Origin of the sequence: Sphingobium sp. BHU LFT2, assembly GCF_018604485.1 — a bacterium.
GTDB classification, from domain to species: domain Bacteria; phylum Pseudomonadota; class Alphaproteobacteria; order Sphingomonadales; family Sphingomonadaceae; genus Sphingobium; species Sphingobium yanoikuyae_A.
The window spans coordinates 235,683-256,350 of the sequence record NZ_JAFCGW010000006.1 but is presented as its reverse complement, the minus strand read 5'-3'; the positions used below and the strand labels follow the sequence as shown (position 1 = coordinate 256,350).

Annotated in this window: 28 protein-coding genes; 12 read left to right on the top strand and 16 right to left on the bottom strand. The window is 62.7% G+C overall.

Annotated elements, in window-relative coordinates:
* Window positions 1-80: 80 nt before the first annotated feature.
* Together JQK15_RS14340 and JQK15_RS14335 are read right to left on the bottom strand one after the other, a co-directional pair.
* The gene (locus JQK15_RS14340; protein WP_214866166.1) at window positions 81-1,343 is read right to left on the bottom strand and encodes a VapE domain-containing protein; all 1,263 of its coding nucleotides are present in this window, start codon (window positions 1,341-1,343) and stop codon (window positions 81-83) included.
* 2 nt (window positions 1,344-1,345) lie between these two features.
* Window positions 1,346-1,642, bottom strand: a complete 297-nt coding sequence (locus JQK15_RS14335; RefSeq protein ID WP_214866165.1) for a hypothetical protein — start codon at window positions 1,640-1,642, stop codon at window positions 1,346-1,348.
* A 260-nt stretch (window positions 1,643-1,902) separates the two neighbouring features.
* Between JQK15_RS14335 and JQK15_RS14330 the strand changes: the two genes are divergently transcribed.
* The gene (locus tag JQK15_RS14330; RefSeq protein ID WP_251007761.1) at window positions 1,903-2,193 is read left to right on the top strand and encodes a LysR family transcriptional regulator; all 291 of its coding nucleotides are present in this window, start codon (window positions 1,903-1,905) and stop codon (window positions 2,191-2,193) included.
* On the opposite strand, the gene JQK15_RS14325 is transcribed toward JQK15_RS14330, so the two are convergent.
* From JQK15_RS14325 to JQK15_RS14300, 6 genes are all read right to left on the bottom strand, one after another.
* Window positions 2,183-2,419, bottom strand: coding sequence for a hypothetical protein (locus JQK15_RS14325; RefSeq protein WP_214866163.1), 237 nt, complete (start codon window positions 2,417-2,419; stop codon window positions 2,183-2,185). The genes JQK15_RS14330 and JQK15_RS14325 overlap by 11 nt on opposite strands.
* On the bottom strand, window positions 2,410-2,799 hold the full coding sequence (locus JQK15_RS14320) for a hypothetical protein (RefSeq protein WP_214866162.1): 390 nt from the start codon (window positions 2,797-2,799) through the stop codon (window positions 2,410-2,412). The genes JQK15_RS14325 and JQK15_RS14320 overlap by 10 nt, the downstream gene beginning before the upstream one ends.
* A gap of 95 nt (window positions 2,800-2,894) precedes the next feature.
* Window positions 2,895-3,293 carry a hypothetical protein gene (locus JQK15_RS14315; RefSeq protein WP_214866161.1) on the bottom strand — a complete coding sequence of 133 codons (399 nt, stop codon included), beginning with the start codon at window positions 3,291-3,293 and terminating at the stop codon, window positions 2,895-2,897.
* 65 nt (window positions 3,294-3,358) lie between these two features.
* Window positions 3,359-3,805: a hypothetical protein gene (locus tag JQK15_RS14310; protein ID WP_214866160.1), complete on the bottom strand. Its 447-nt coding sequence runs from the start codon at window positions 3,803-3,805 to the stop codon at window positions 3,359-3,361.
* Window positions 3,805-4,182, bottom strand: coding sequence for a DUF4177 domain-containing protein (locus JQK15_RS14305; protein ID WP_214866159.1), 378 nt, complete (start codon window positions 4,180-4,182; stop codon window positions 3,805-3,807). Before JQK15_RS14305 ends, JQK15_RS14310 begins: the two co-directional genes overlap by 1 nt.
* A 1-nt stretch (window position 4,183) precedes the next feature.
* Window positions 4,184-4,546: a hypothetical protein gene (locus tag JQK15_RS14300; RefSeq protein ID WP_214866158.1), complete on the bottom strand. Its 363-nt coding sequence runs from the start codon at window positions 4,544-4,546 to the stop codon at window positions 4,184-4,186.
* Window positions 4,547-5,060: 514 nt separating this feature from the next.
* Between JQK15_RS14300 and JQK15_RS14295 the strand changes: the two genes are divergently transcribed.
* The gene (locus JQK15_RS14295; protein ID WP_214866157.1) at window positions 5,061-5,681 is read left to right on the top strand and encodes a hypothetical protein; all 621 of its coding nucleotides are present in this window, start codon (window positions 5,061-5,063) and stop codon (window positions 5,679-5,681) included.
* 41 nt (window positions 5,682-5,722) lie between these two features.
* On the opposite strand, the gene queA is transcribed toward JQK15_RS14295, so the two are convergent.
* From queA to JQK15_RS14270, 5 genes are all read right to left on the bottom strand, one after another.
* Complete coding sequence (gene queA, locus JQK15_RS14290; RefSeq protein WP_214866156.1) at window positions 5,723-6,757, bottom strand: tRNA preQ1(34) S-adenosylmethionine ribosyltransferase-isomerase QueA; 1,035 nt, start codon at window positions 6,755-6,757, stop codon at window positions 5,723-5,725.
* Window positions 6,758-6,782: 25 nt separating this feature from the next.
* Window positions 6,783-7,556 carry a peptidylprolyl isomerase gene (locus tag JQK15_RS14285; RefSeq protein ID WP_214866155.1) on the bottom strand — a complete coding sequence of 258 codons (774 nt, stop codon included), beginning with the start codon at window positions 7,554-7,556 and terminating at the stop codon, window positions 6,783-6,785.
* A 120-nt stretch (window positions 7,557-7,676) separates the two neighbouring features.
* Window positions 7,677-8,189 (bottom strand): pantetheine-phosphate adenylyltransferase, encoded by a 513-nt coding sequence (gene coaD, locus JQK15_RS14280; RefSeq protein WP_010337450.1) that lies wholly within the window; start codon window positions 8,187-8,189, stop codon window positions 7,677-7,679.
* A gap of 3 nt (window positions 8,190-8,192) precedes the next feature.
* Complete coding sequence (locus JQK15_RS14275; RefSeq protein WP_214866154.1) at window positions 8,193-9,098, bottom strand: polyprenyl synthetase family protein; 906 nt, start codon at window positions 9,096-9,098, stop codon at window positions 8,193-8,195.
* Between the two features lie 8 nt (window positions 9,099-9,106).
* A complete protein-coding gene (locus JQK15_RS14270; protein ID WP_004211214.1) occupies window positions 9,107-9,364 on the bottom strand; it encodes an exodeoxyribonuclease VII small subunit in 258 nt (85 codons plus the stop codon).
* 190 nt (window positions 9,365-9,554) lie between these two features.
* On the opposite strand from JQK15_RS14270, the gene JQK15_RS14265 reads away from it, so the two are divergent.
* The 5 genes from JQK15_RS14265 to JQK15_RS14245 all read left to right on the top strand — a co-directional run bounded on the left by JQK15_RS14265 (window position 9,555) and on the right by JQK15_RS14245 (window position 15,053).
* Entirely contained in the window at window positions 9,555-9,938 is a 384-nt protein-coding gene (locus tag JQK15_RS14265; RefSeq protein ID WP_004211213.1) for a hypothetical protein, read from the top strand.
* A 177-nt stretch (window positions 9,939-10,115) separates the two neighbouring features.
* Window positions 10,116-10,451, top strand: coding sequence for a glycine zipper 2TM domain-containing protein (locus tag JQK15_RS14260; protein ID WP_004211212.1), 336 nt, complete (start codon window positions 10,116-10,118; stop codon window positions 10,449-10,451).
* Window positions 10,452-10,530: 79 nt separating this feature from the next.
* Window positions 10,531-12,708 (top strand): phosphoribosylformylglycinamidine synthase subunit PurL, encoded by a 2,178-nt coding sequence (purL, locus tag JQK15_RS14255; RefSeq protein WP_214866153.1) that lies wholly within the window; start codon window positions 10,531-10,533, stop codon window positions 12,706-12,708.
* Window positions 12,709-12,797: 89 nt separating this feature from the next.
* Window positions 12,798-13,274 carry a hypothetical protein gene (locus JQK15_RS14250; protein WP_214866152.1) on the top strand — a complete coding sequence of 159 codons (477 nt, stop codon included), beginning with the start codon at window positions 12,798-12,800 and terminating at the stop codon, window positions 13,272-13,274.
* A 108-nt stretch (window positions 13,275-13,382) separates the two neighbouring features.
* Window positions 13,383-15,053, top strand: coding sequence for a glycoside hydrolase family 43 protein (locus JQK15_RS14245; RefSeq protein WP_214866151.1), 1,671 nt, complete (start codon window positions 13,383-13,385; stop codon window positions 15,051-15,053).
* On the opposite strand, the gene JQK15_RS14240 is transcribed toward JQK15_RS14245, so the two are convergent.
* Complete coding sequence (locus tag JQK15_RS14240; protein ID WP_214866191.1) at window positions 15,011-15,784, bottom strand: methyltransferase domain-containing protein; 774 nt, start codon at window positions 15,782-15,784, stop codon at window positions 15,011-15,013. The genes JQK15_RS14245 and JQK15_RS14240 overlap by 43 nt on opposite strands.
* A 57-nt stretch (window positions 15,785-15,841) precedes the next feature.
* Between JQK15_RS14240 and JQK15_RS14235 the strand changes: the two genes are divergently transcribed.
* From JQK15_RS14235 to bfr, 3 genes are all read left to right on the top strand, one after another.
* On the top strand, window positions 15,842-17,086 hold the full coding sequence (locus JQK15_RS14235; protein WP_214866150.1) for a DUF418 domain-containing protein: 1,245 nt from the start codon (window positions 15,842-15,844) through the stop codon (window positions 17,084-17,086).
* A 54-nt stretch (window positions 17,087-17,140) separates the two neighbouring features.
* Window positions 17,141-17,311, top strand: a complete 171-nt coding sequence (locus tag JQK15_RS14230; protein ID WP_004211205.1) for a (2Fe-2S)-binding protein — start codon at window positions 17,141-17,143, stop codon at window positions 17,309-17,311.
* A 160-nt stretch (window positions 17,312-17,471) separates the two neighbouring features.
* Window positions 17,472-17,951, top strand: coding sequence for a bacterioferritin (bfr, locus tag JQK15_RS14225; RefSeq protein ID WP_004211204.1), 480 nt, complete (start codon window positions 17,472-17,474; stop codon window positions 17,949-17,951).
* 128 nt (window positions 17,952-18,079) lie between these two features.
* On the opposite strand, the gene JQK15_RS14220 is transcribed toward bfr, so the two are convergent.
* On the bottom strand, window positions 18,080-18,487 hold the full coding sequence (locus tag JQK15_RS14220) for a (deoxy)nucleoside triphosphate pyrophosphohydrolase (RefSeq protein ID WP_048937849.1): 408 nt from the start codon (window positions 18,485-18,487) through the stop codon (window positions 18,080-18,082).
* Between the two features lie 80 nt (window positions 18,488-18,567).
* Between JQK15_RS14220 and JQK15_RS14215 the strand changes: the two genes are divergently transcribed.
* The gene (locus JQK15_RS14215) at window positions 18,568-18,753 is read left to right on the top strand and encodes a Flp family type IVb pilin (protein WP_048937848.1); all 186 of its coding nucleotides are present in this window, start codon (window positions 18,568-18,570) and stop codon (window positions 18,751-18,753) included.
* Window positions 18,754-18,886: 133 nt separating this feature from the next.
* On the top strand, window positions 18,887-19,048 hold the full coding sequence (locus JQK15_RS14210) for a Flp family type IVb pilin (RefSeq protein ID WP_004211201.1): 162 nt from the start codon (window positions 18,887-18,889) through the stop codon (window positions 19,046-19,048).
* Between the two features lie 76 nt (window positions 19,049-19,124).
* Here the strand turns inward: JQK15_RS14210 and JQK15_RS14205 are convergent, their stop codons facing one another.
* Window positions 19,125-20,603, bottom strand: a complete 1,479-nt coding sequence (locus tag JQK15_RS14205) for a M48 family metalloprotease (protein WP_214866149.1) — start codon at window positions 20,601-20,603, stop codon at window positions 19,125-19,127.
* Between the last annotated feature and the right edge of the window lie 65 nt (window positions 20,604-20,668).

The following is a 20,668-nucleotide window of genomic DNA, read 5'->3' as shown; positions in this document are numbered from 1 at the left end:
CGAGCCACCTTCCCCTTATTCAGCTGATTTTGTTTCAGCCATTTCCGGGGATTTTCCCTCCCCCTGCCCCCACCTAGGGGTCAGTATTCGTCTTCGTCGATGACGTTGCTGTTCAACAGCTTCATTGCCTCTGCATCGATGTCCTTGAGCGGAACTCGCCATTTTTCCCGGCCATTGATGCGTTTTGGCGGCCCCAGCAGCTCTCGAAACAGCGAACCGCATTCCCGGCACTGGCTGTTGTTCGGCTTGTCCAGGCCAACAAGCTTGAGCATCTCCGTGGCTGTCATCTGCCGGTTGGACTTGTGCCCGAGGCGATCCATGTCGATCCATGCCATCACCATTTCGGCGACTGCAGTGACCACCTTGTGGCGGCTGTTCCAGGCTTCGAGCTGTTCCTCTTCGGCCTTGGTCAACCACCATTGCCCGCCATCCTTGAGTTCGACGGCGAGCTGGGCGTAGAGTTGCTGCATGTCGATGCCGTGATCCTTGCGCAATCCACGAGCGGCAATCGTCCACCATCGGGAGTTGCCGGTCGGATCGACAAGGAACTTGGCATCGTTGACCGTCGCCACGAAAACAGTGCGGCGCGGATATTCCGATTCCAGGCGTGCATAGGGTCGGCGAACACGATCGGCGTCCGAGGTCAGAAACCCCTTCAGCCGGGCGATGTCCTTGCGGAAGGAACTGTCCAGTTCACCGATCTCGACGATCCAGTTGGTAACAGCGCCCAGGATTGAGTCCTTGTTGCCGCCGTCCAGGTGATGGTCGAGCTTGATGACTGCCTCACGCAGTTCCAGGTCATCCACCAGCGAGCGAACCCAACTGGTCTTGTTGATCCCCTGCGGCCCCTGCAAGGTCAGCACGCCCCGACAGTGGAAGCCCTTGGGCATCATGACCGCTGCAACAGCGCTGAGCAGCCACTTGCGCATCAGCACTTCCTTGAGGTCGGTCGGATACTCTTCCTCTTCCCAGACGGTCGCGTAGAAGTCCGGTAGCCGGTCTTCTCCATCCCATGGTATGCTGCTGATCCAATCCGCTACCGGGTTGTAGGCATTCTGGTCTGCAATCGCTTCCACGAAGGCGGGAACCAGCGTGGTCGCCAACCCATATTGCGAAGCGAGGCTCACCACCTTGGTCATTGCGACATTGCTCAGATTATCTGAGGTGCCCGTGTGATCGGGGATGGTGATTTCGTCGCGCTTCTTGATGACGTTGTACCGGGGCACAATGCCTTCGGCTTTCAGAATATGCTCGATATTGGCGATCGTGGTCGGAGGGATATTCCGAGTGGATCGTGCTCGATCAGGCAGTCCAGCGATGACGGCATCTTTTTGGTCTGTCACCCTCAGCCTCGCGACCAGAGGGTGTAGCCGTTGGCTGCGTCATAGCGCCAAAGGTGAAGTTCCGGGTTGTCTCCACAGAGAAGGTTCAGCATGTTTAGTGCAACCAACTCATGGACCTGCGGAACCCTGCTGGCCATTTGGAGCAGTTGTCCCCTATCACTTACGCCTTCATCGATGAGGGCAAAGAGGACGGAAACAGCTGCGTCCATTTTGGACCAGATGACCATGCTGCCATCGTCGCGCAGCAAGGCCTTACCCTGAACCAACAACTGGCTCAGGTCATACAATACGGTAACCATATTACTTTCTTCACATGGCCGGGACGCACCTCCCCGACCGTTTCAAATAGCTCACTCCCGAGGCGGTGGGAGTGCGTCCTTGGAAGGTTGCCCTCCGCGTTTCGCATGGCATTTTTACGATTTTTATCGTTTATTTTCAATTCATTGCTCCATTTGCGCGCATTTCGCACCACCCTTTCGAAGATAGCCTTGACATGCAACGTGCAAATTTCGCACGGCTCAAGATGTATTTTCTTCGATGAGAGCAGGTGGTGAAAGTGATGACTTCAACAAATCAGGATCAGGTGATTCGCCAATTTACGGCACGCTGGCTCGTGTCGTTCCTCACCGTCGCCGAGATGCAAAGCCTGACTGCTGCGGCAAACCATTTGCGTGTCCACCGGAGCAATGTTTCCCGCGATATTGATGCGCTCGAACGCTGGCTTGGCCGGGTGCTGTTCCGCGACAATGTGACCTTTGAACTTACCGAGGACGGAAAACGATTTCGGGAAACAGCCCAAACCATGACATCCATGCTCATCCACAGCCGAAGCGGATTACCTATCTCTTGATCATGGCCATGAGCGCCGTTGCGATCAGTCCAACCCCGGCGGCAAGTGGATGCTTCTCCACGAGCGACATCGTGACCATCAGCAGCATGAAGCCGATCGTTTCGGCTGGATGACGGATCGCGGAGTACAGAAGTCCGATTCCGAAGATGACAACCAATGCCGCGAGCGCCACCTTCAGCGCAGCCATGGCGACGCACAGGATGAGCAGCATGTAGATCAACTGCATGGCGGGAACTCCTGCAGCATCGCCAGCAGCGCCTGATCGATACCCTTGGCGTCGGGCATGAGGATGATGAAGGCGAACCCATCATTGCCGACGGTGTGGATTGCTTCCCAGCCCCACTCTTCCAGCCGGTCGTGCCAGCACCATGGCGGTTCAAAGCCTTGGTCCCCGAAGCGGGTTTCTGACAGCGAGTTGCGGAAGGGCGAGAAGGCCGCTTCCCTGATGAAGTCCCCTTCCCCATCGCCGGGTTCCACGACGATGATGTGGGTCATATCGCCAAGGCCACAAGCGCGAGCATCCTGGATACGGTCGGACAGCAAGCGAGACAGGGCTGGTTCGAGGTGCCGGGGAAGATCGGCAGACAAATCGGTGATGGACAACATGATGCGATTCCTTCGGACATGAAAAAAGCGCCCCGGAGGACGCTGCGTTGGTTTTCGAGAGGTTCCGCTGCGAGAGGTGCGGCGGTGGTGCTGTTTCAGCCCATTCCTGCGCCCTGTTCTGGATCGCTGCTTGGCTGATCGGCATTGTCGCGACACAGTTTGAGCAAGGTCGGGTCGATACCCTGCTGGTCAGGCACGAACAGGACATGCCCCGCCCCTGAATCCGACAGGACAAAGGGCATCTCGAAGATGCTGCCGTGCTGCTGCACCCATTCGAAGGTCGGGATGCCTCCCATCAGGATTGGCCAGCCGACTGCCTCGCTGATGCTGTCCATGGTGTCGCCCGGCTGGATGATGGCGAAGCTGCCAAGGTCGGACAGGTCGCCATATTCCTGCAACTGGTCACGGCGCGTTGCCAGAAGGTCTTTCAGATCGGTCGAAATTGGACCGCTCAGATAAGTGTCCAACTCTGCCCAGGTGTTGATGATGTGCATGAGCCTGCTCCAAATACGAAAAACCCCGGCGGGTTAGGCCGGGGTGGGTGTTGATGATGCTGTTGTCAGAGGAAGATCGCAGGATAGTCTGCCCTGACGGCAGCGCGATGCTTCCGATTGATCGCTGATCGTCGCCAAAGGCCGAACAGGAAGGGGATGAAGCCAAATCCCCCAAGATGGATCAGGCAGATGCCACCGACGATGGATCCGACCACCTGCCAATTTTCCCATGGCGTCCAACGGCGGCGTGCTTCCCGATTGAGCAGGGCTGCGACCTTGGATTGTTTCAGTCCCTCCACGTCGATGCGCGGAAGTGGCTGCTCCGACAGCTCCAGTTCGCTGCCCTTGAGCACCAACCCGCTATCATCAGCGATTGCGGCAAGTGCCTCCTGCTGCTGACGGGTCTTTTCTGCTTCAACACGGGCGACCGCCTGCGCTTGGGCGATCTTTTCATCCTCGTCCTGCTGCGCCAACTGAGCACGACGGGCCGCGACCTGTTTCTGGATGTCCATCAATCGCTCCCCAGATTTGAGATGACCGTGCCGATCACCGCAGGCGCGACCGCCAGACCGACAGCCCCCAATGCCGCTTTATGGCCAATCCGCTTGGACTGATCTTCGGCCGCAATGACATCATCGATGCAGCGGGCGGCGCGGGCCTCCCTTTCGGCTTCCGGTACTCGACGTTCGAACGTCACCATCAATGTCTCGCGATCGCTGATGACCAAGTGCCTCTGCATGACCTTCTCCATGAAGATCATACGCCAGCCCTGCGCTGCCATCGCATTGATATAGGCTTCCAGCACCGCCGTCTCGATCCGGCCTTCACCCAGCAGGACCGAACTGATCGAGCCATCGGCTACATCGACGACCTTGTATTCATATTCCATGTCATGCCTCCTTCCAGACGGCTTCGACGAAGGCACGGCAGGAGGTGCGACCGCTCAGAATGTTCCGGCCGGTGGACACCCGAAGCGTTTGCTCTTTGATCGGCTGGATTTCCTTGCCCCGCCGCTTGGCCTCCTCATGGGCGCGGGTCGTGGCGATCGATCGGCAAGCTACCAACAGGGCGTCTGCTTCCGGCACAAACTGGTACCGGGAATAGCGCAGATCGACCGTGAACCCGGTTGCGCTGTCCTTGATATCGAACTTTGCATTCTTGTCGCCGCCAGCCGCCAAGGGCTGCGAGACATCGGCAGGCGTGGTGCAGGCAGCAAGCAGCGCCAGACACACCATCGGTATGACTTTCTTCATCGCATTTTCCATTTGCTTGAGGTGATGAACCGCAACCCGGCTGGGCACGGCTGAACAGGCAGCATCGCTATCGCTGGTGTTGTTTCACTGCTCGCCCCCTCACGCCTGGAGAGCGACTTTCGGCTTCAACCTCGCGTCGCCCTATGTACCTCTCGGAGCGACGGCCGAAGCCGGATGTTAGGAACCTGATCGATGAGCAGGCGCATGCGCCTTTACCCTTACGGGCTGGACATGCGCGCATGCCACCCGGCCCCCAAAACCTGGCGACCGAGTTCATCGAAAAAGGGGTTCCTACGCCCCGCCCTCCGGCTTTCACGGAAGGCAGCGCTTTTCTGGCGGGATTAGAGCAGCTTCGCAATAGGCGTTTGCTGCGGCCTATTCATATAAGATGGCTGGATTTCCGCACTCTGTCCGAAACATTTGAGCCAAATCATCTTGTCGATGAGGCAAGCGTCTTTCAAATTAGAGCGCAGTTGCAACGACTGCGTTGAGATCAAATCAGGACTCGACTTCCATGACGCCAACGGCTTCCAGATTACGCGTGCGCCTAGATGATCGTCGTCAGTGGTTTACCAACGAATGGTTCTTCAAATGGCATTTCATCGGCAAAGATGGCCCTGTGTCCATCGAAAGCTTCGACGGCCGAGGCATCCATTTGAGCGGCATCGCCTTTAGCGGCTCAGCCCGCGCGGTATATTGGGATACGATCGTTAAGGGAGTCAGGAAAGAGGTTGATGAGCAGCTCGCTTGGATTGATGATCATATCCGCAGTTACAATCACGAAACGGCCATGGAAGCGCTCGACGAATGCGCTGGGCAGCTCATTTCGTTCGTCAACTCTATCCGTCGAGAAGCGATATCAAAAGACCGGATACTGAGGGGGGATGGTGTGAATTTTCCTCCTGAGCAGGACGGAGGACGATGGGACACTGTCTCGGAACGCAGTATAATTTCTCAAACCAATGCCCTGAAAGCAGCATTGCCTATCGCGTTTTCAACGCTTGAATCCGACACCCTGGTCAGCTCGTTGAGCAAACGGGAACTCGCTACGAATCTTTGGCAGAACAACCAATGGTGGTTGGGACCGATTGGTCTGCTCGTGGGGCTCGCCGGACTTCTGCTGCTAATCCTTTAAATAAGGAAGGAATGGCATGTCCTACCAAAGGCCCTTCCGCCTTATCCCTCCGGCAGCAGCAGACTTGAGTCCCCATAGCTGTAGAAGCGGTAACCTTCCTCGATTGCGTACTTATACACGGATTGCATTTTTTCCGTGCCCATCAAGGCGCTTACCAGCATGAACAGGGTCGATTTGGGCAGGTGGAAATTGGTCATCAGCCCGTCGATCGCGCGGAAACGGTAGCCGGGCGTGATGAAGATGCGGGTTTCGTCGGCGAAGGAGCGGATCACGCCATCCTCCCCCGTCGCGCTTTCCAGCAGGCGCAGCGAGGTAGTGCCGACCGCGATGATCCGGCCGCCGACCGCGCGCGCGGCGTTCAGGCGATCGGCCGTGTCCTGATCGATCCGTCCCCATTCGGCATGCATGCGATGGTCATCGGTATCGTCCGCCTTGACCGGCAGGAAGGTGCCCGCGCCGACATGCAGGGTCAGCGTTTCGGTCAGCACGCCGGCCTGCGCCAGTGCGGCGGTGAGGTCGGGCGTGAAGTGCAGCGCGGCGGTGGGGGCGGCGACCGCGCCATCCTCGCGCGCGAACATGGTCTGGTAATCGCTGCGGTCACGCTCGTCGGTGGCGCGCTTGCTGGCGATATAGGGCGGCAGCGGCATGCGCCCGGCCCGTTCCAGCAGGATCTCGACCGGTTCCTCGCCCTCGAAATCGAGGGTGACGCCGCCATCCTCGTCGCGCGGGCCAGCGATCGCGGTCACGCCCGCACCGAAATCGATCCGGTCGCCATCGCGCACCCGCTTGGCATTGCGCAGGAAGGCCTGCCACTGGCGCAGGCCCAGCCGCTTGTGCAGGGTCGCGCCGATCCGTGCCTCGCCCCGCATCCCTTCCAGCTGGGCGGGAATGACGCGGGTGTCGTTGAAGACCAGCACATCGCCCGCGCGCAGCAGCGATGGCAGGTCGCGCACGATGCGATCCTCCATCGCACCGTCACCAGGCACGAGCAGAAGGCGCGCCGAATCGCGCGGGCTGGCCGGACGGAGGGCGATATTCTCCGCCGGCAGATCGAAATCGAACAGGTCTACACGCATGATGATGGCCCTTCCGGGCGCAAACTCACTTCTTCTTGGGGGCCGGCTTCTTGGCCGGGGCAGCCGATTTCTTCGACGGCAGGGCCGCAGGTTCGGGCGCCGGCGGCGGGGGCGGCGGCGCCAGCACCGGCGGCTTGCCGTCGCTCTCGATCGAGGCCTGCAGGATCACGGTCGGGTCGGCCGGCGGCTCGCCCTCATGGATCGCGTCGACATATTGCATGCCTTCGATCACGCGACCGAAGACGGTATATTTCTTGTCGAGCTGCATGCGCGGCAGCAGCACGATGAAGAACTGGCTGTTGGCGCTGTCCTCGCTCTGGGCGCGGGCCATGGACAGGGTGCCGCGCAGATGCGGCATCGGATTGAACTCGGCCTTGAGGTCGGGCAGCGTCGAACCGCCGGTGCCGTCCCCCTTGGGATCGCCGCCCTGGGCCATGAAGCCGGGGATGACGCGGTGGAACTTCAGGCCATTGTAGAAGCCCTGGCGGGTCAGTTCCTTGATCCGCTCGACATGGTTGGGGGCGATGTCCGGGCGCAGCTGAATGCGCACGCGGCCGCCGCTCGACAGGTCAAGATCCCAGATATTCTGCGGGTCGGCCGGAATGGTCGCCGGCGGCAGCTGCGGCGTCAGCTGTGCGCCCAGCGACTTGGCATTCTGCTCCGCCTTCGCAGCGGTCTCCGCCTTCTTCATTTCCTCGGCACCGCCGCCGCCACCGCCGCCACCCTGGGCGAAGGCCACGCTGGACGCGGTGAGGGCGAAACCGATCGCCACGGTCTTGAGCGCGGAAGTGAAACGCATGCGAATAAGCTTTCCTTAGATCTTGCCCGGGAAGGTCAAGCCGTCCTGATAGCGCCCTGATCGGGATTGGCAACTGAACGCGGGCTGAAACGAGACGGCAACATTGGCGACAACCCGTTCCTAGCCCTGCCCCTTGAGGCCGAGCGCGGCAACCCGCGCCTCCACCTCCTCGCGCACGGCGGGGCTGACGAACTTGTGGATCGGCCCGCCATAGAGGGCGATTTCCTTGACCAGACGCGACGCGATCGGCTGCAACGAGACGTCGGCCATCAGGAAGACGGTTTCGACCCGGCTGTTGATCTGCTGGTTCATGCCCGCCATCTGATATTCATATTCGAAGTCGGCGACGGCGCGCAGGCCCCGGATGATGACGCTGGCCCCCTGCGATTCGGCAAAGTCCATCAACAGCGAGTTGAAGCCGGTGACGACGATTTCTGTGTCGATGTCCGCGCATTCGCGGCGAACCATGTCCAGCCGTTCCTCATCGGAAAACATAGGCGACTTGCTGATGTTGGTGGTGACGCCGATCACCAGCTTGTCGACCAGCTTCGCGCCGCGGCGGATGATGTCCATATGGCCAAGGGTGATGGGATCGAAGGTGCCGGGATAGACACCGATACGCGACTTGCTCATGATCTAGCGGTCCCTCTCCACAATATAGTCGGCAATAGCGCGCAGCAGGTCCGCCTCCGCGCCATGGCCGTGCAGGTGCACCTTGGCCTGTTCAACGAGCAGGCGCCCCTGTTCCCGCGCCCGGTCCACCCCCAGGAGCGAGACGAAGGTTTCCTTGCCGGCGGCGGCATCCTTGCCCAGCGCCTTGCCGGCCACGGCCGCGTCGCCCTCCACATCGAGCAGGTCGTCGGCAATCTGGAAGGCGAGGCCGATGTCGCGGGCATAGCCATGCAGGCCCGTGCGCGCATCGACCGGGATGCGCGCCATGATGGCGGCCGCATCGACGCAGAAGCCGATCAGCGCGCCGGTCTTGAGATTTTGCAGTCGGGTGACGGTGGCGAGATCGAAGCGGGTCTTTTCCGCCTCCAGGTCCATCATCTGCCCACCTGCCATGCCGGCCGGGCCGCTGGCGACGGCGAGTGCCTTGACGAGGTCGATGCGGACAAAGGCATCGGGATGGGTCTGTTCGTCGGCGAGGATTTCGAAGGCGAGATCATGGAGGCAATCGCCGGCCAGGATAGCGGTTGCTTCGTCGAACGCCTTGTGAACGGTCGGCTTGCCGCGCCGCATATCGTCATCGTCCATCGCCGGCAGATCGTCATGCACCAGCGAATAGACATGGATGCATTCGATCGCGAGGCCGACGCGCAGCGCGGATTCGCGGGAAATGTTGAACAGGTCGCAGGTCGCCTGCACCAGCAGCGGCCGCAGCCGCTTGCCGCCCCCGATCGCGGCATGGCGCATCGCCTCATAGAGGCGATGGCGCGGATCGTTCGGGATCGCCAGCAGCGCGTCGAACGCCCGGTCGATATCGGCCGCGACCGTTGCCGCACGGGCGGCGACCAGCGCGCCTGCCGCGCTCCGTTCCATGCAGTGGGTCAATCCGCGCCGAACGGCTGGGCGCCGGTGATGGCGCCGCCGGCATCGACGGTCAGCTTGCTGATGCGCGCCTCGGCCGCCTGCAGCCGTTCGGTGCAGCGCTTGCGCAGTTCTTCACCCTGGGCATAGAGCGAGATCGACTCATCGAGCGGGACATCGCCACTTTCCAGCCGGCGGACGATCGATTCGAGTGCGCGCAGCGCATCCTCGAACGACAATTGGGACAGATCCTTTTGCGGGGTATTTTCCTCAGCCATGCGCCTGCATTGACCGCCCCTGTCCACGGGGTCAAGCGCGGATGACATGGCAGCAGACCCAAGGCCGCCCAATAGTGGGTCAATAGCGCCGCTGTCACGCAAACGTCATGACGTCGCTGCACAGGCGTGGCGGAATTCGGGCAGTTTTGCGTTGACGCACAATGTTGCAAGCGCACATAAAAGGATCGCTATGAAATATTATCTCCCCCTCATCGCCGTTGCCGGCCTGACCATGCTGTCGGCCTGCAACAAGAGTGACGAACCCGAAGTCGTCGGCGGCCCCGCCGATCCGATGGCTGCCCAGCTTGCCAACGCCGCGCCGGTCGAGCTGCCGCCGTCGGTCAAGGCCAACAAGCAGTTCCGCTGCAAGGACAACAGCCTGTTCTTCGTCGACTATATGAGCGACGACAAGAGCGCGATCCTGCGCACCGAAAAGAATGGCGCGCCCACCATGCTGAAGGCTGCCGAAGCTGGCCAGCCCTTCACCGCCGAAGGTGGTTATGAGGTCAAGGGTTCGGGCAACGACGTGACGATCACCGTCCCCGGCAAGTCGGCGCAGGCCTGCCACGTCTGATCGCAGCATTGCCTGAGTCTTTTTTCTGACAGGGGCCGGTTCTTCCCTAGGAACCGGCCCTTTTTCATGCCCAGCGCCTTTCCTGAACGACAGATAACGTGCCGGTTCAGGATGTTGCCAGCCAGCCGGTGGCAGAACAGCCTCGTACCAGAGATAAACAGGTCGAGGAGATGACCCATGAACTTCAAGAAGAGCCTGATCGCCATGGCCCTGGCGACCGCAACCGTCGCCACCGCCGTTCCGGCGACCTCCTTCGCCCGCGGCCATGATCGTGGCTGGCACCGTGGCGACCGCCATTATGACCATGGTCGCTATTCCGACCGTCGCGGCTATCGCGGTGACTATCGCTGCCGCAAGTCGGGCGGCACCACCGGCCTGCTGCTGGGCGGCGTTGCCGGTGCCCTGCTGGGTCGCGCGGTCGACACCCGCGGCGATCGCACCACCGGCACCGTCGTCGGCGCTGGCGCTGGCGCCCTGGCCGGCCGCGCGATCGACCGCAACAGCAGCTGTTAAGCGACTTAAGGGCGGCGGCCATGACTTGGCCGCCGCCTCCCCATTGTGAATCCCGCGCCACGCGTCTAAAGGCGCGCTCATGTCCAGCAGCGCCCCCCAGATCACCCCGCAGATCGTTGCCGAGCACGGTCTGTCCCCCGAAGAATATGATCGCGTCCTGAAGGCGATCGGCCGCGAGCCGAACCTGACGGAACTCGGGATCTTTTCGGTCATGTGGTCGGAGCACTGCTCTTACAAATCCTCCAAGATCCACCTGATGAAGCTGCCCACCAAGGGTCCGCAGGTGATCTGTGGCCCCGGCGAAAATGCCGGCGTGGTCGACATCGGCGATGGCCAGGCCGCCATCTTCAAGATGGAGAGCCACAACCACCCCAGCTACATCGAACCCTATCAGGGCGCCGCGACCGGCGTCGGCGGCATTCTGCGCGACGTGTTCACCATGGGTGCCCGCCCGGTGGCCAACATGAACGCACTGCGCTTCGGCCGCCCCGACCACCCCAAGATGAAGCATCTCATCAGCGGCGTGGTCCACGGCATTGGCGGCTATGGCAATTGCGTCGGCGTGCCGACCGTGGGTGGCGAGGTGAACTTCCACCCGGCCTATGACGGCAATATCCTGGTCAATGCGATGACCGTCGGCATCGCCGATACCGACAAGATCTTCTATTCGGCCGCCAGCGGCGTGGGCAACCCGATCGTCTATGTCGGGTCCAAGACCGGCCGCGACGGCATCCATGGCGCGACCATGGCCTCGGCCGATTTCGGCGAGGATAGCGAAGAGAAGCGCCCCACCGTCCAGGTCGGCGACCCCTTCACCGAAAAGCTGCTGATCGAGGCGTGCCTGGAACTGATGGCGTCGGACGCGATCGTCGCCATTCAGGACATGGGCGCCGCCGGCCTCACCTCTTCCTCGGTCGAAATGGCGTCGAAGGGCGGCGTCGGCCTGCATCTCAAGATGGATGACGTGCCGCAGCGCGAAACCGGCATGACCACCTATGAGATGATGCTGTCGGAAAGCCAGGAGCGCATGCTCATGGTGCTCAAGCCCGGCCGCGAAGCCTTTGCCGAGGCGATCTTCAAGAAGTGGGAACTCGACTTCGCCGTCATCGGCCATGTCACCGACACCGGCCGCATGGTGCTGGAGCATAAGGGCGAGATCGTCTGCGATATTCCGCTCGCGCCGCTGGCCGACGATGCGCCGCTCTATGACCGTCCCTCGATGCCGAAGGACGAGTATAAGATCTGGTCGAAGGTCGAGCCGCTGGGCGAGATCGCCGAAAGCGCCGACATCGGCGCGGACCTCGTCACGCTGATGGGCAGCCCCGACATCGCCAGCCGTCGCTGGATCTGGGAGCAGTATGACCATATGGTCGGCGCCGACACGGTGCAGCGCCCCGGCGGCGACGCCGCGGTGGTCCGCGTCCATGGCAGCCGCAAGGGCATTGCCATCAGCACCGACTGCACCCCGCGCTATTGCTATGCCGACCCCTATGAAGGCGGCAAGCAGGCAATCGCGGAATGCTATCGCAACCTGAGCGCGGTCGGATCGACCCCGCTGGCGGTCACCAACTGCCTCAACTTCGCCAATCCGCAGCGCCCCGAGATCATGGCGCAGCTGACCGGCTGCCTGGAAGGCATGGGCGACGCCTGCCGTGCGTTCGACTTCCCGATCGTGTCGGGCAATGTCAGCCTCTACAATGAATCCAAGGCGACCGGCGGTGGCTCGGCGATCCTGCCGACCCCGGCGATCGGCGGCATCGGCCTGCTGGCCGACATCGACAAGATGGCGACCGTGGCGTTCAAGAATGAAGGCGACGCGATCTGGCTGGTCGGCGGTGAAGGCACGCATCTAGGCCAGAGCATCTGGCTGCGCGAGATTGCCGGCCGCGAAGCGGGTGACGCGCCCAAGGTCGACCTGGCGGTCGAGCGCGCCAATGGCGACGCCGTCCGCGCGCTGGTGGTGGCCGGCACGGTCAATGCCGTGCATGACATTTCCGACGGTGGCCTGATCGTCACGATCGCGGAAATGGCGCTGGCCGGCAAGATCGGCGCGACGCTGGACGTGGCGCTGACCACCGCTTCGGCCTTCGGCGAAGACCAGAGCCGCTATGTCGTCACGGCGCCGGCCGGCGTCGAGATTGCGGGCGCGGTCAAGATCGGCACCGTCGGCGGCGACAGCGTGGCGGGCGTGTCGATCGACGCGCTGCGCACCGCACATGAGGGCTTCTTCCCCGCACTGATGGACAGCGAGCTCTAAATCTTTCCGTCCCGCCGGGTGCAGCGCATCCGGCGGGACAAGTTCATCGCAATCTGTCATGATCGCCCCGAGAAAATGGGGAGCGCACCATGCGCGAGAGGATCATCCGGGCAACCTTGATTGCCGGCACACTCGACATATTTTCCGCCTTCGTCTTTGCCGGCATGGCAGGCACGGCGCCGCATGCGGTGCTGCAATTTGTCGCGAGCGGCCCGCTGGGCGATCGCGCGCGGGGCGATCCCGCCTGGCTATGGGCGATTGCCGGCCTAGCCGTCCATTTCGCGATCATGGCCTGCATGGCGGCCGCCTATATGCTGATCGCGGAGCGACGCCCTGCCCTGCGCGGCCATCCGGTCGTCGCCGGCCTGCTCTATGGCCTGCTGCTCTGGGCAATCATGTACTGGATCGTGCGGCCGTGGCGCTGGCCCGCCATGTGGTTGCCCGCCGCCTATGCCGCGCTGCCGATCGGCCGGATCATTTGGAATATCGGCAACCAGCTCTTCTCCCACTGCATCCTGGTCGGCCTGCCGATTGCCTTCATCGCTGCCGGGCGCCAGAGAAGATAGTGACAGCGAAGTTGACATATCCTGGCCCGTTTGCGTGCGCCGGACCGGATTTTTGATAGCGCTATCAATTTCTCTCTCCTATGCTCGGGAAAAATGGGAGGAGAGGATATGCGCAAGACCCGTCGTGCCGCCTTGCTGTTGCTGGCCGCCATTGCCGGCCCGGCCCTGGCAGGCCCCGCCCGCTTCAGCGATTTCCGCTATGAGGGACGCGCCCAGGAACAGATGACGCCCGGCCCGGACGACTATCGCAATCCGATCCTGTTGGGCTATTATCCCGATCCATCGATCACGCGGGTCGGCGAGACCTATTATCTCGTCAACTCCTCCTTCGCCCATTATCCGGGGCTGCCGGTCTTCCGGTCGACCGACATGGTCCATTGGCGCCAGATCAGCAATGCGATCGACCGGCCCGACCAGTTTGATTTCAGCGGCCTGCGCAGTTCGCGCGGCATGTTCGCGCCCGATATCTCCTTCCATGACGGGCTCTTCTACCTGGTCGGCACCTGCGTCGATTGCGGCGGTAATTTCGTGATGACGGCAAAGGATGCGGCCGGCCCCTGGTCCAAGCCCCACTGGCTGCCGTTCGAGGGGATCGATCCGTCGATCTACTGGGAAGGCGAGCGCGCCTTCATCGTCAGTAATCGCGCGCCGACCGAACCGCCCCGCTATGAGGGGCATCGGGCGATCTGGGTGCAGGAATTTGACTGGCGCGCGCTCAAGATGAGCGGCACAGCGACGCAGATCGTCAATGGCGGCGTCGACATCCGCCAGAAGCCGTCCTGGATCGAGGGACCGCATCTGCTGAAGCGCGAGGGATATTATTATCTGATCGCGGCCGAGGGTGGCACCGGCGACCAGCATAGCGAAGTGGTGTTCCGCGCCCGCGACCTGCGCGGCCCCTTCACTCCCTATGCCGGCAATCCGATCCTGAGCCAGCGCAGCCTGGACCCGGCCCGCCCCCATCCGGTGACATCGGCCGGCCATGCCAAGCTGGTGCAGACGCAGGCGGGTGACTGGTGGGCGACCTTCCTCGCCACTCGCCCCTATGGCCCCGACCTCTACAATATCGGGCGCGAGACCTTCCTGCTGCCGGTCGCATGGTGCGATGGCTGGCCGCATATATTGGACGCCGGCAAGGCCATTCCCTATGTGGCGAAGCGCCCGGCCCTGCCGGTGCGCGATGCACATGCGCCGCCGACCAGCGGCGATTTTGCCTATCGCGACCGGTTCGATGGGCCGCGCCTTAGCATGGACTGGATCGGACTGCGGACGCCCAAGGCACCACTTTACCGACTGGAGGCGGGCGCGCTGGTGCTGGACGGCGCGACCGCGCTGGGTGACCTTAGCGGCGCCCCGGCCTTTGTCGGGCGGCGCCAGCAGCATCATGTCGCGACCATCAGCACGGACCTGACCTATCGGCCGGAGACGGAGGGGGATCTGGCGGGGCTGGCGGCGGTGCAATCCGACCGATCCTTCCTGTTCTTCGGCGTGACGCAGAAGGGCGGAAAACCGCAGATCGCCCTGATGCTGCGCGAGGACAGCGATCGTGACAGGCTGGTCGCTGCCGCGCCGGTCGACCCGGCCAAGCCCGTCCGCCTGACCATCGCCCTTGGAGGCGGCACGGCGCGCTTCGCCTATGGCGTCGACGGGCGGGAGACAGTGCTGGCACGCGATGTCGATATCCGCTTCCTCAGCACCCATGAGGCTGGCGGCTTCGTCGGCACGGTGATCGGCCCCTATGCCTGGTCCGCGCGCGTCACCCGGCCAATCAGCAACTGATAGACGTCACGGCCGCCAGCCTCATCATAGGCGGCCATGACCCGGCGCAGCGCAGCAGGGGAGAGCGGCCGACGGCCCTCGTCCGGCACCACCGCGCCGATGCCCTTGAGATGGCCGATCAGCGCGCGGGCGCCCTGTCCGTCCAGCAGGACGGTCTCGTCAAAGGCGAAGGCGTCGCCATAGGCCGCCAGCATCGCGCGCAGCGCGTCGAGCGAGGGATAGGCGGGGACGCCTGGCGTCAGATCGCAGGCCGCATGGGCGGCGCGCCACTGGGCGAAACTGCCCTGCCCCATGGTCGAGAAAATGAGGCTGCCGCCGGGGCGCAGCAACGCCACCAGCCGGGCGATCGCGGCGGGCAGGTCGTCAAACCATTGGAAGGCGAGGCTGGAGAGGATGAGGTCGAACCATTCGCCCTCGAACGAGGGCGCCTCTCCATCCATCGTAAGGAAGGTGCCGGCGACCAGCCCGGCCGATGCCGCGCGGTCGAGCATCTTTGGCGAGATGTCCGTGGCGACCAGTTCCGCGCCGGGCCAGCGGGCCTGGATGTCGCGCGTGAGCAGGCCGGTGCCGCAACCGATTTCCAGGATGCGGGCGACGCCTTCCGGACTTTGCCGCTGGGCGATGTCGGCGACCAGGGCTGCGGCCGTCCGCTGCGGCCCGGCATGATCGTCATACCGGTCTGCCGCCGCGCCGAAGGACTCGCTTATCCGTTGCTTGCGGCCATCATTCATGGCTAGGCGCATGGCAGAGCCATGGCCGCTTGGCCAGCATCTTCAAGGATTGCCCGCATGACCGCCGCATCGCCCCGTATCCCCGCCATGGACGTGCTGCGCGGCTGCGCGGTGATGGGCATATTGTGGATGAACATCACCGCCTTCGCGCTGCCGCAGAACGCCTATTTCAATCCGGTCGCGGCCGGGCCGATGTCGACCGGCGACATCGCCTTCTGGGCCAGCAGCTTGATCCTGGTCGACGGCAAGATGCGGGGGCTGTTCTCGCTGCTGTTCGGCGCGTCGATGCTGCTGCTGATCGACCGGGAGGAAATGGCCGGGCGCGACGGCACACGGACGCAACTGGTGCGCGGCGGCTGGCTGCTGGCGATCGGCCTGCTGCATCACATATTGCTGTGGTGGGGCGACATATTGGTGACCTATGCGGTGGTCGGCACCATCGCCCTGCTCTTTGCCCAGAAGGAGCCGCTGGCGCTGGTCAAATGGGCGTTCCTTGCCTTCCTCATTCATTTCCTGATCTGTGGCGCCTTCATCGCCAGCCTCTATGGCTGGGCCCATGCCGCCGCTGCCCCCGGCGCGGCCGCCGCGACGCGCGAGGGACTCGACAGCTTCCTCGCTGGCCTGTCCGACCCCAGCAGCCCGATCATCCAGCAGGATATCGCCATCTATACCGGCAGCTTCGCCGGGATCGTGCGCCACCATCTGACCGGCTTTGTCGGCGACTGGCTGTGGACCTTCCTCTTCACCGGGCTCGACACGCTGGGCTTCATGCTGCTGGGCATGGCGATGCTGAAGGGCGGCTTCCTGATCGGCCGCTGGCCCGCCGAGCAATATCGGCAGACCGCGCGCCATTGCTTCCTGATCGGACTGGTGCCGATGACCGGCCTGACCATCTGGGTGATCGCGAGCGGCTTCGCCCCGCTGACCGCCTTTTCGACCGCGCTGCTATGGTCCTTCCCCTTCCGCATCCCGCTGGCGGTCGGCTGGGCGGCGCTGATCCTGTGGCTGCTGGCGCGGCATCGCGATCATTGGCTGGTCGGTCGGATCGCCGCGACCGGGCGCATGGCGCTCAGCAATTATCTGGGCACCAGCCTCATCATGACGGCGATCTTCTATGGCTGGGGGCTGGGGCTGTTCGGACAGGTTCGCCCAGCGGCCTTTCCGCTCCTCCTTATCGCCGCCTGGGCGGTGATGCTGCTGTGGTCCAAGCCCTGGCTCGACCGATTCGCGATGGGGCCGGCCGAATGGGTGTGGCGCAGCCTGCAACAGGGGAAACTGCAAAAGATTCGCAGGAGCGCATGATCTTCTATTGCGATCCATTAGCATCTGACCTATTTCACGGGTCAGGAGAATCCAATGGTCGTCTGTGTTTGCAATGCCATTCGCGAAAAGGATCTGCGGGAAGCGGCGCGCGATGGTGCCGATACCCCCTGTAGCGCCTATGCCCGTTTCGGCCGCCGTCCCAAGTGCGGCCAATGTGTCGGCTATGCCCGCACGATCATCGCGGCGGAGCGCGCGACGGCCTGAATAGATTGCGAAGCAGGCGCAGTAAAAGGCCCCTGACAATCGCGAACACCACGCAATAGCTGCCTGAAAAATGGCGGTTTTCTGCGCCTTTCCGGCTTAACAACCGGATGCGAAACCTTTATATGTCCGGCATTCCCAATAACAGCCGGAGCATAGCGCCATGAAGGGCGACCAGAAGGTTATCGATTATCTGAACGAGGTCCTCAAGAACGAGCTGACCGCGATCAACCAATATTTCCTCCACTATCGCATCCTCAACCATTGGGGCATCGAAAAGCTCGCCAAGTTCGAATATGAGGAATCGATCGACGAGATGAAGCACGCCGACAAGGTGGCGGAGCGCATCCTGTTCCTCGACGGCCTGCCCAATTTCCAGCTGCTCGGCCGCCTGAAGATCGGCGAGACCGTCGAGGAAATCCTCAAGGCGGATCTGGAGCTGGAATATGAGGCGCTGCCGGTGCTGCGCGATGCCATCGCCTATTGCGAGTCGATCAAGGACTTCGTCAGCCGCGACCTTTTCCAGTATATCCTCGAAAGCGAGGAAGAGCATGTCGACACGCTGGAGACCCAGTTCGAGATGATCGAGCGCATGGGCATCCAGAATTATGTCCAGCTGCAGAGCAAGGCCAAGGAAGACTGAGACTGACGCGCGGGGCCGGCTGTCCGGCGGTTGGCCCCGTTTACAGGCTGCGGGGGAAGGCGCGCATCGCCCTTCCCCTGCCCTTTATGGCCTGCCCCTGCACCATCGGTGCAGAGCCGGATTTCCCATCAGATGAGCGCGTCGAGAATGCCGATCAGCGGCAGGTCGGCCGGTGGCATGTCGAGCGCATACATTTGCGCGGGCCGCACCCATTGCAGCGCGGTGGCATGGCGCGCTTCAGGCCCCCCTTCCCATTTGCGGCAGACATAGAGCAACAACAGCAGATGCTTGTTCTCCAGCGGCGCGCTGGCGAAAGTCGCGGGCGCGAGGCAGCTTTCATGGGTGCGGATCCCCAGTTCCTCCTCCAGTTCGCGCACAAGCGCCGCCTCGGGCGTTTCGCCCGGCTCCACCTTGCCACCGGGAAATTCCCACAGGTCCGCCATCGGCTTTCCAGGCGGCCGTTGCTGCACCAAAACGCGCCCATCGGCATCGATCAGGGCGACGGCCACGACCAGAAACGGGGTAAAACTCTGCATAACGCTCCCTTGCAAGGGCTTTGTTAACCGTGGCTGTTTTACACCCAGATTGTGGAGTGTCTGTAGCCAAGCGGGGTCATATGCGCGCGATCATCGAATTCGTAACGAAATCCGCGCTTTCGCGATGTGAGCGGGGGGCAACCGCGGTCGAATATGGCCTGATCATCGCGATGATCGTGCTGGCCATGATCGCGGCGCTGAACAACGTCGCGACACGAACGACCGGCATGTGGAACAACGTCGCCGAAGAAGTTACCAAGCATTAACCAACAAATTCTGACACGCCACTTTCCGCATTAAACTTTTCTCAACCGAGCCAAACTAGACAAGTCTTCGCTGACCTAATTCATAGCGGGGCGGCCGGGTAGTTTAACGTAACGTTTGTCAAGGAGACATCACATGCAGTTCATTCGCAAGATGCTGAAGAACGAAAAGGGCGCGACCGCCATCGAATACGGTCTGATCGCCGCTCTGATCGCCGTGGCCGCCATCGGCGCCATGACCAGCCTGGGCTCGAAGCTGGGCAGCACCTTCAACAACGTTTCGGGCAACCTGAAGTAAGCTCGAAACCGATGTTAGAAAAGGGCGGCGGAAGCAATTCCGCCGCCCTTTTTCTTTGCCTGGAGCGCGCAGAAGCTTACCAGGTGACGATCTTCACCCGATCGCCCGGCTTGAGCACGGAACGTTCGTTGAGCGCATTCAGCACCAGGAAGCGTTCCAGCGGATAATCGCTATAGGCCATGCGGCGCCCAAGCGACTGGACAGTGTCGCCCGCCTTGACGGTCACCAGATTGACGCGGCGCGGCTTGATCGCCGCTGCCTCCTGCGCCGACAGGCGCTGGACCGAACGGACCATCGAGTCGAACGGGCCGACCCCCTTGCCTGCCGGGGTCAGCAGCAGGAAATGATAGGCCTTCCCGCCGCCGAAATCATAGGCGAAGACGGTGGCGTCGATCTGCCCCGACTTGGTGTTGGCGCGCACCGTGCGCCAGGCGGCCGGCAGGCCGTTGATCGTCGTGCGCTGCACCTCACCCGCAGGCGGCGCGCCGGCATTGCCCGCGAGTCGCTTGAGCACCGAATCGATATAGGTCGACAGATTGCCATTATAGGCCATGCCGCCAAACTGCGCCTGACCGCCCGAACCGGTGATGCTGACCGCATCCGCGCCATTTTCCATGCCGAAGCCCGATGGCGCAGTGAAGGACAGGCGCAGGTCGGGGTGGCGGAAACGGCTGCCGTCGATCACCCCCTGCTTGGGATCATCGCCATAGAGGACGCCATTGAGCGCCGTCAGGAACGCGTCGCGGTTGCGCAACGTACTGGTCGCGCCGGTGCGTGACGCCATCTGCGCCGCCCGATCGACGCGCTCGCCCGGATCGGGATGGGTGCTGGCCCATTCGGGCATGGAGCGCGCGTCGCCCGATACCCGCTGGTCTAGGCTGGTCTGCGCCGCCAGCGAGGCGAGCATGTCCGACAGCGCACGGGGATCATAGCCGGCCGAGGCGAGGTAGCGGATGCCGAGGTCGTCCGCCTCATATTCCTGGCTGCGCGAAAATTTGAGGGTCAGAAGCTGGCTGCCGGTGCCAATCCCCTGCTGCAGCACGCCGCCCAGCGCCGAATCGCCCAGCAAGGCGCCGGTCAGCACCTGCAGCAGCGCGCCGCCGATCGCGTTGCGTTGCGCCGCCTGCTGGCGCCGCTGGCCATGCTGAGCGGCGACATGGCCGACTTCATGACCCAGCACGCCGGCCAGTTGCGCCTCGTCATTCATCAGCGCCATCAGCTGGCGCGTGACATAGACATAGCCGCCGGGGATGGCGAAGGCGTTGTTGACCGGGGAGTTGAGCAGGGTGACGGTGAAATCGCCCTGCGCATTGGAGAGGCCGGACTGGACCGCGATGCGGCGTCCGACCGTTTCCACATAGCGCGCCTGCGGCCCGACATAGGCGCCGCCAAATTCCTTGAGCAGCTCGGGATGCTGCTTGGCGCCCGACGCCTTGTCCTGCGCGCTGATCGAGGAGACGGTGCGAATCGCCCGCTGCTGCCCCAGCACCGCCGGCGCAACGCCCGCGACGATCAGGCCGACGCCAAGGCCGGCCGACAACCATGTCCGATTCATTCCATTCCCATCCTTGACACCCTGCCCCCTGTTACCGTGCCGTAACGAGCGAGGACAGGATGCTG

Coding starts and splice junctions, on each gene's coding strand:
- JQK15_RS14265 (WP_004211213.1), top strand. CDS start 9,555: ATGAAATATTATCTCCCCCTCATCGCCGTTGCCGGCCTGACCATGCTG.
- JQK15_RS14320 (WP_214866162.1), bottom strand. CDS start 2,799: ATGTTGTCCATCACCGATTTGTCTGCCGATCTTCCCCGGCACCTCGAA.
- JQK15_RS14285 (WP_214866155.1), bottom strand. CDS start 7,556: ATGCGTTTCACTTCCGCGCTCAAGACCGTGGCGATCGGTTTCGCCCTC.
- JQK15_RS14275 (WP_214866154.1), bottom strand. CDS start 9,098: ATGGAACGGAGCGCGGCAGGCGCGCTGGTCGCCGCCCGTGCGGCAACG.
- JQK15_RS14245 (WP_214866151.1), top strand. CDS start 13,383: ATGCGCAAGACCCGTCGTGCCGCCTTGCTGTTGCTGGCCGCCATTGCC.
- JQK15_RS14235 (WP_214866150.1), top strand. CDS start 15,842: ATGACCGCCGCATCGCCCCGTATCCCCGCCATGGACGTGCTGCGCGGC.
- JQK15_RS14220 (WP_048937849.1), bottom strand. CDS start 18,487: ATGCAGAGTTTTACCCCGTTTCTGGTCGTGGCCGTCGCCCTGATCGAT.
- JQK15_RS14260 (WP_004211212.1), top strand. CDS start 10,116: ATGAACTTCAAGAAGAGCCTGATCGCCATGGCCCTGGCGACCGCAACC.
- JQK15_RS14295 (WP_214866157.1), top strand. CDS start 5,061: ATGACGCCAACGGCTTCCAGATTACGCGTGCGCCTAGATGATCGTCGT.
- JQK15_RS14300 (WP_214866158.1), bottom strand. CDS start 4,546: ATGAAGAAAGTCATACCGATGGTGTGTCTGGCGCTGCTTGCTGCCTGC.
- JQK15_RS14325 (WP_214866163.1), bottom strand. CDS start 2,419: ATGCAGTTGATCTACATGCTGCTCATCCTGTGCGTCGCCATGGCTGCG.
- JQK15_RS14240 (WP_214866191.1), bottom strand. CDS start 15,784: ATGAATGATGGCCGCAAGCAACGGATAAGCGAGTCCTTCGGCGCGGCG.
- coaD (WP_010337450.1), bottom strand. CDS start 8,189: ATGAGCAAGTCGCGTATCGGTGTCTATCCCGGCACCTTCGATCCCATC.
- JQK15_RS14215 (WP_048937848.1), top strand. CDS start 18,568: ATGCGCGCGATCATCGAATTCGTAACGAAATCCGCGCTTTCGCGATGT.
- JQK15_RS14310 (WP_214866160.1), bottom strand. CDS start 3,805: ATGGACATCCAGAAACAGGTCGCGGCCCGTCGTGCTCAGTTGGCGCAG.
- JQK15_RS14305 (WP_214866159.1), bottom strand. CDS start 4,182: ATGGAATATGAATACAAGGTCGTCGATGTAGCCGATGGCTCGATCAGT.
- JQK15_RS14335 (WP_214866165.1), bottom strand. CDS start 1,642: ATGGTTACCGTATTGTATGACCTGAGCCAGTTGTTGGTTCAGGGTAAG.
- JQK15_RS14270 (WP_004211214.1), bottom strand. CDS start 9,364: ATGGCTGAGGAAAATACCCCGCAAAAGGATCTGTCCCAATTGTCGTTC.
- queA (WP_214866156.1), bottom strand. CDS start 6,757: ATGCGTGTAGACCTGTTCGATTTCGATCTGCCGGCGGAGAATATCGCC.
- purL (WP_214866153.1), top strand. CDS start 10,531: ATGTCCAGCAGCGCCCCCCAGATCACCCCGCAGATCGTTGCCGAGCAC.
- JQK15_RS14210 (WP_004211201.1), top strand. CDS start 18,887: ATGCAGTTCATTCGCAAGATGCTGAAGAACGAAAAGGGCGCGACCGCC.
- bfr (WP_004211204.1), top strand. CDS start 17,472: ATGAAGGGCGACCAGAAGGTTATCGATTATCTGAACGAGGTCCTCAAG.
- JQK15_RS14250 (WP_214866152.1), top strand. CDS start 12,798: ATGCGCGAGAGGATCATCCGGGCAACCTTGATTGCCGGCACACTCGAC.
- JQK15_RS14315 (WP_214866161.1), bottom strand. CDS start 3,293: ATGCACATCATCAACACCTGGGCAGAGTTGGACACTTATCTGAGCGGT.
- JQK15_RS14230 (WP_004211205.1), top strand. CDS start 17,141: ATGGTCGTCTGTGTTTGCAATGCCATTCGCGAAAAGGATCTGCGGGAA.
- JQK15_RS14205 (WP_214866149.1), bottom strand. CDS start 20,603: ATGAATCGGACATGGTTGTCGGCCGGCCTTGGCGTCGGCCTGATCGTC.
- JQK15_RS14330 (WP_251007761.1), top strand. CDS start 1,903: ATGACTTCAACAAATCAGGATCAGGTGATTCGCCAATTTACGGCACGC.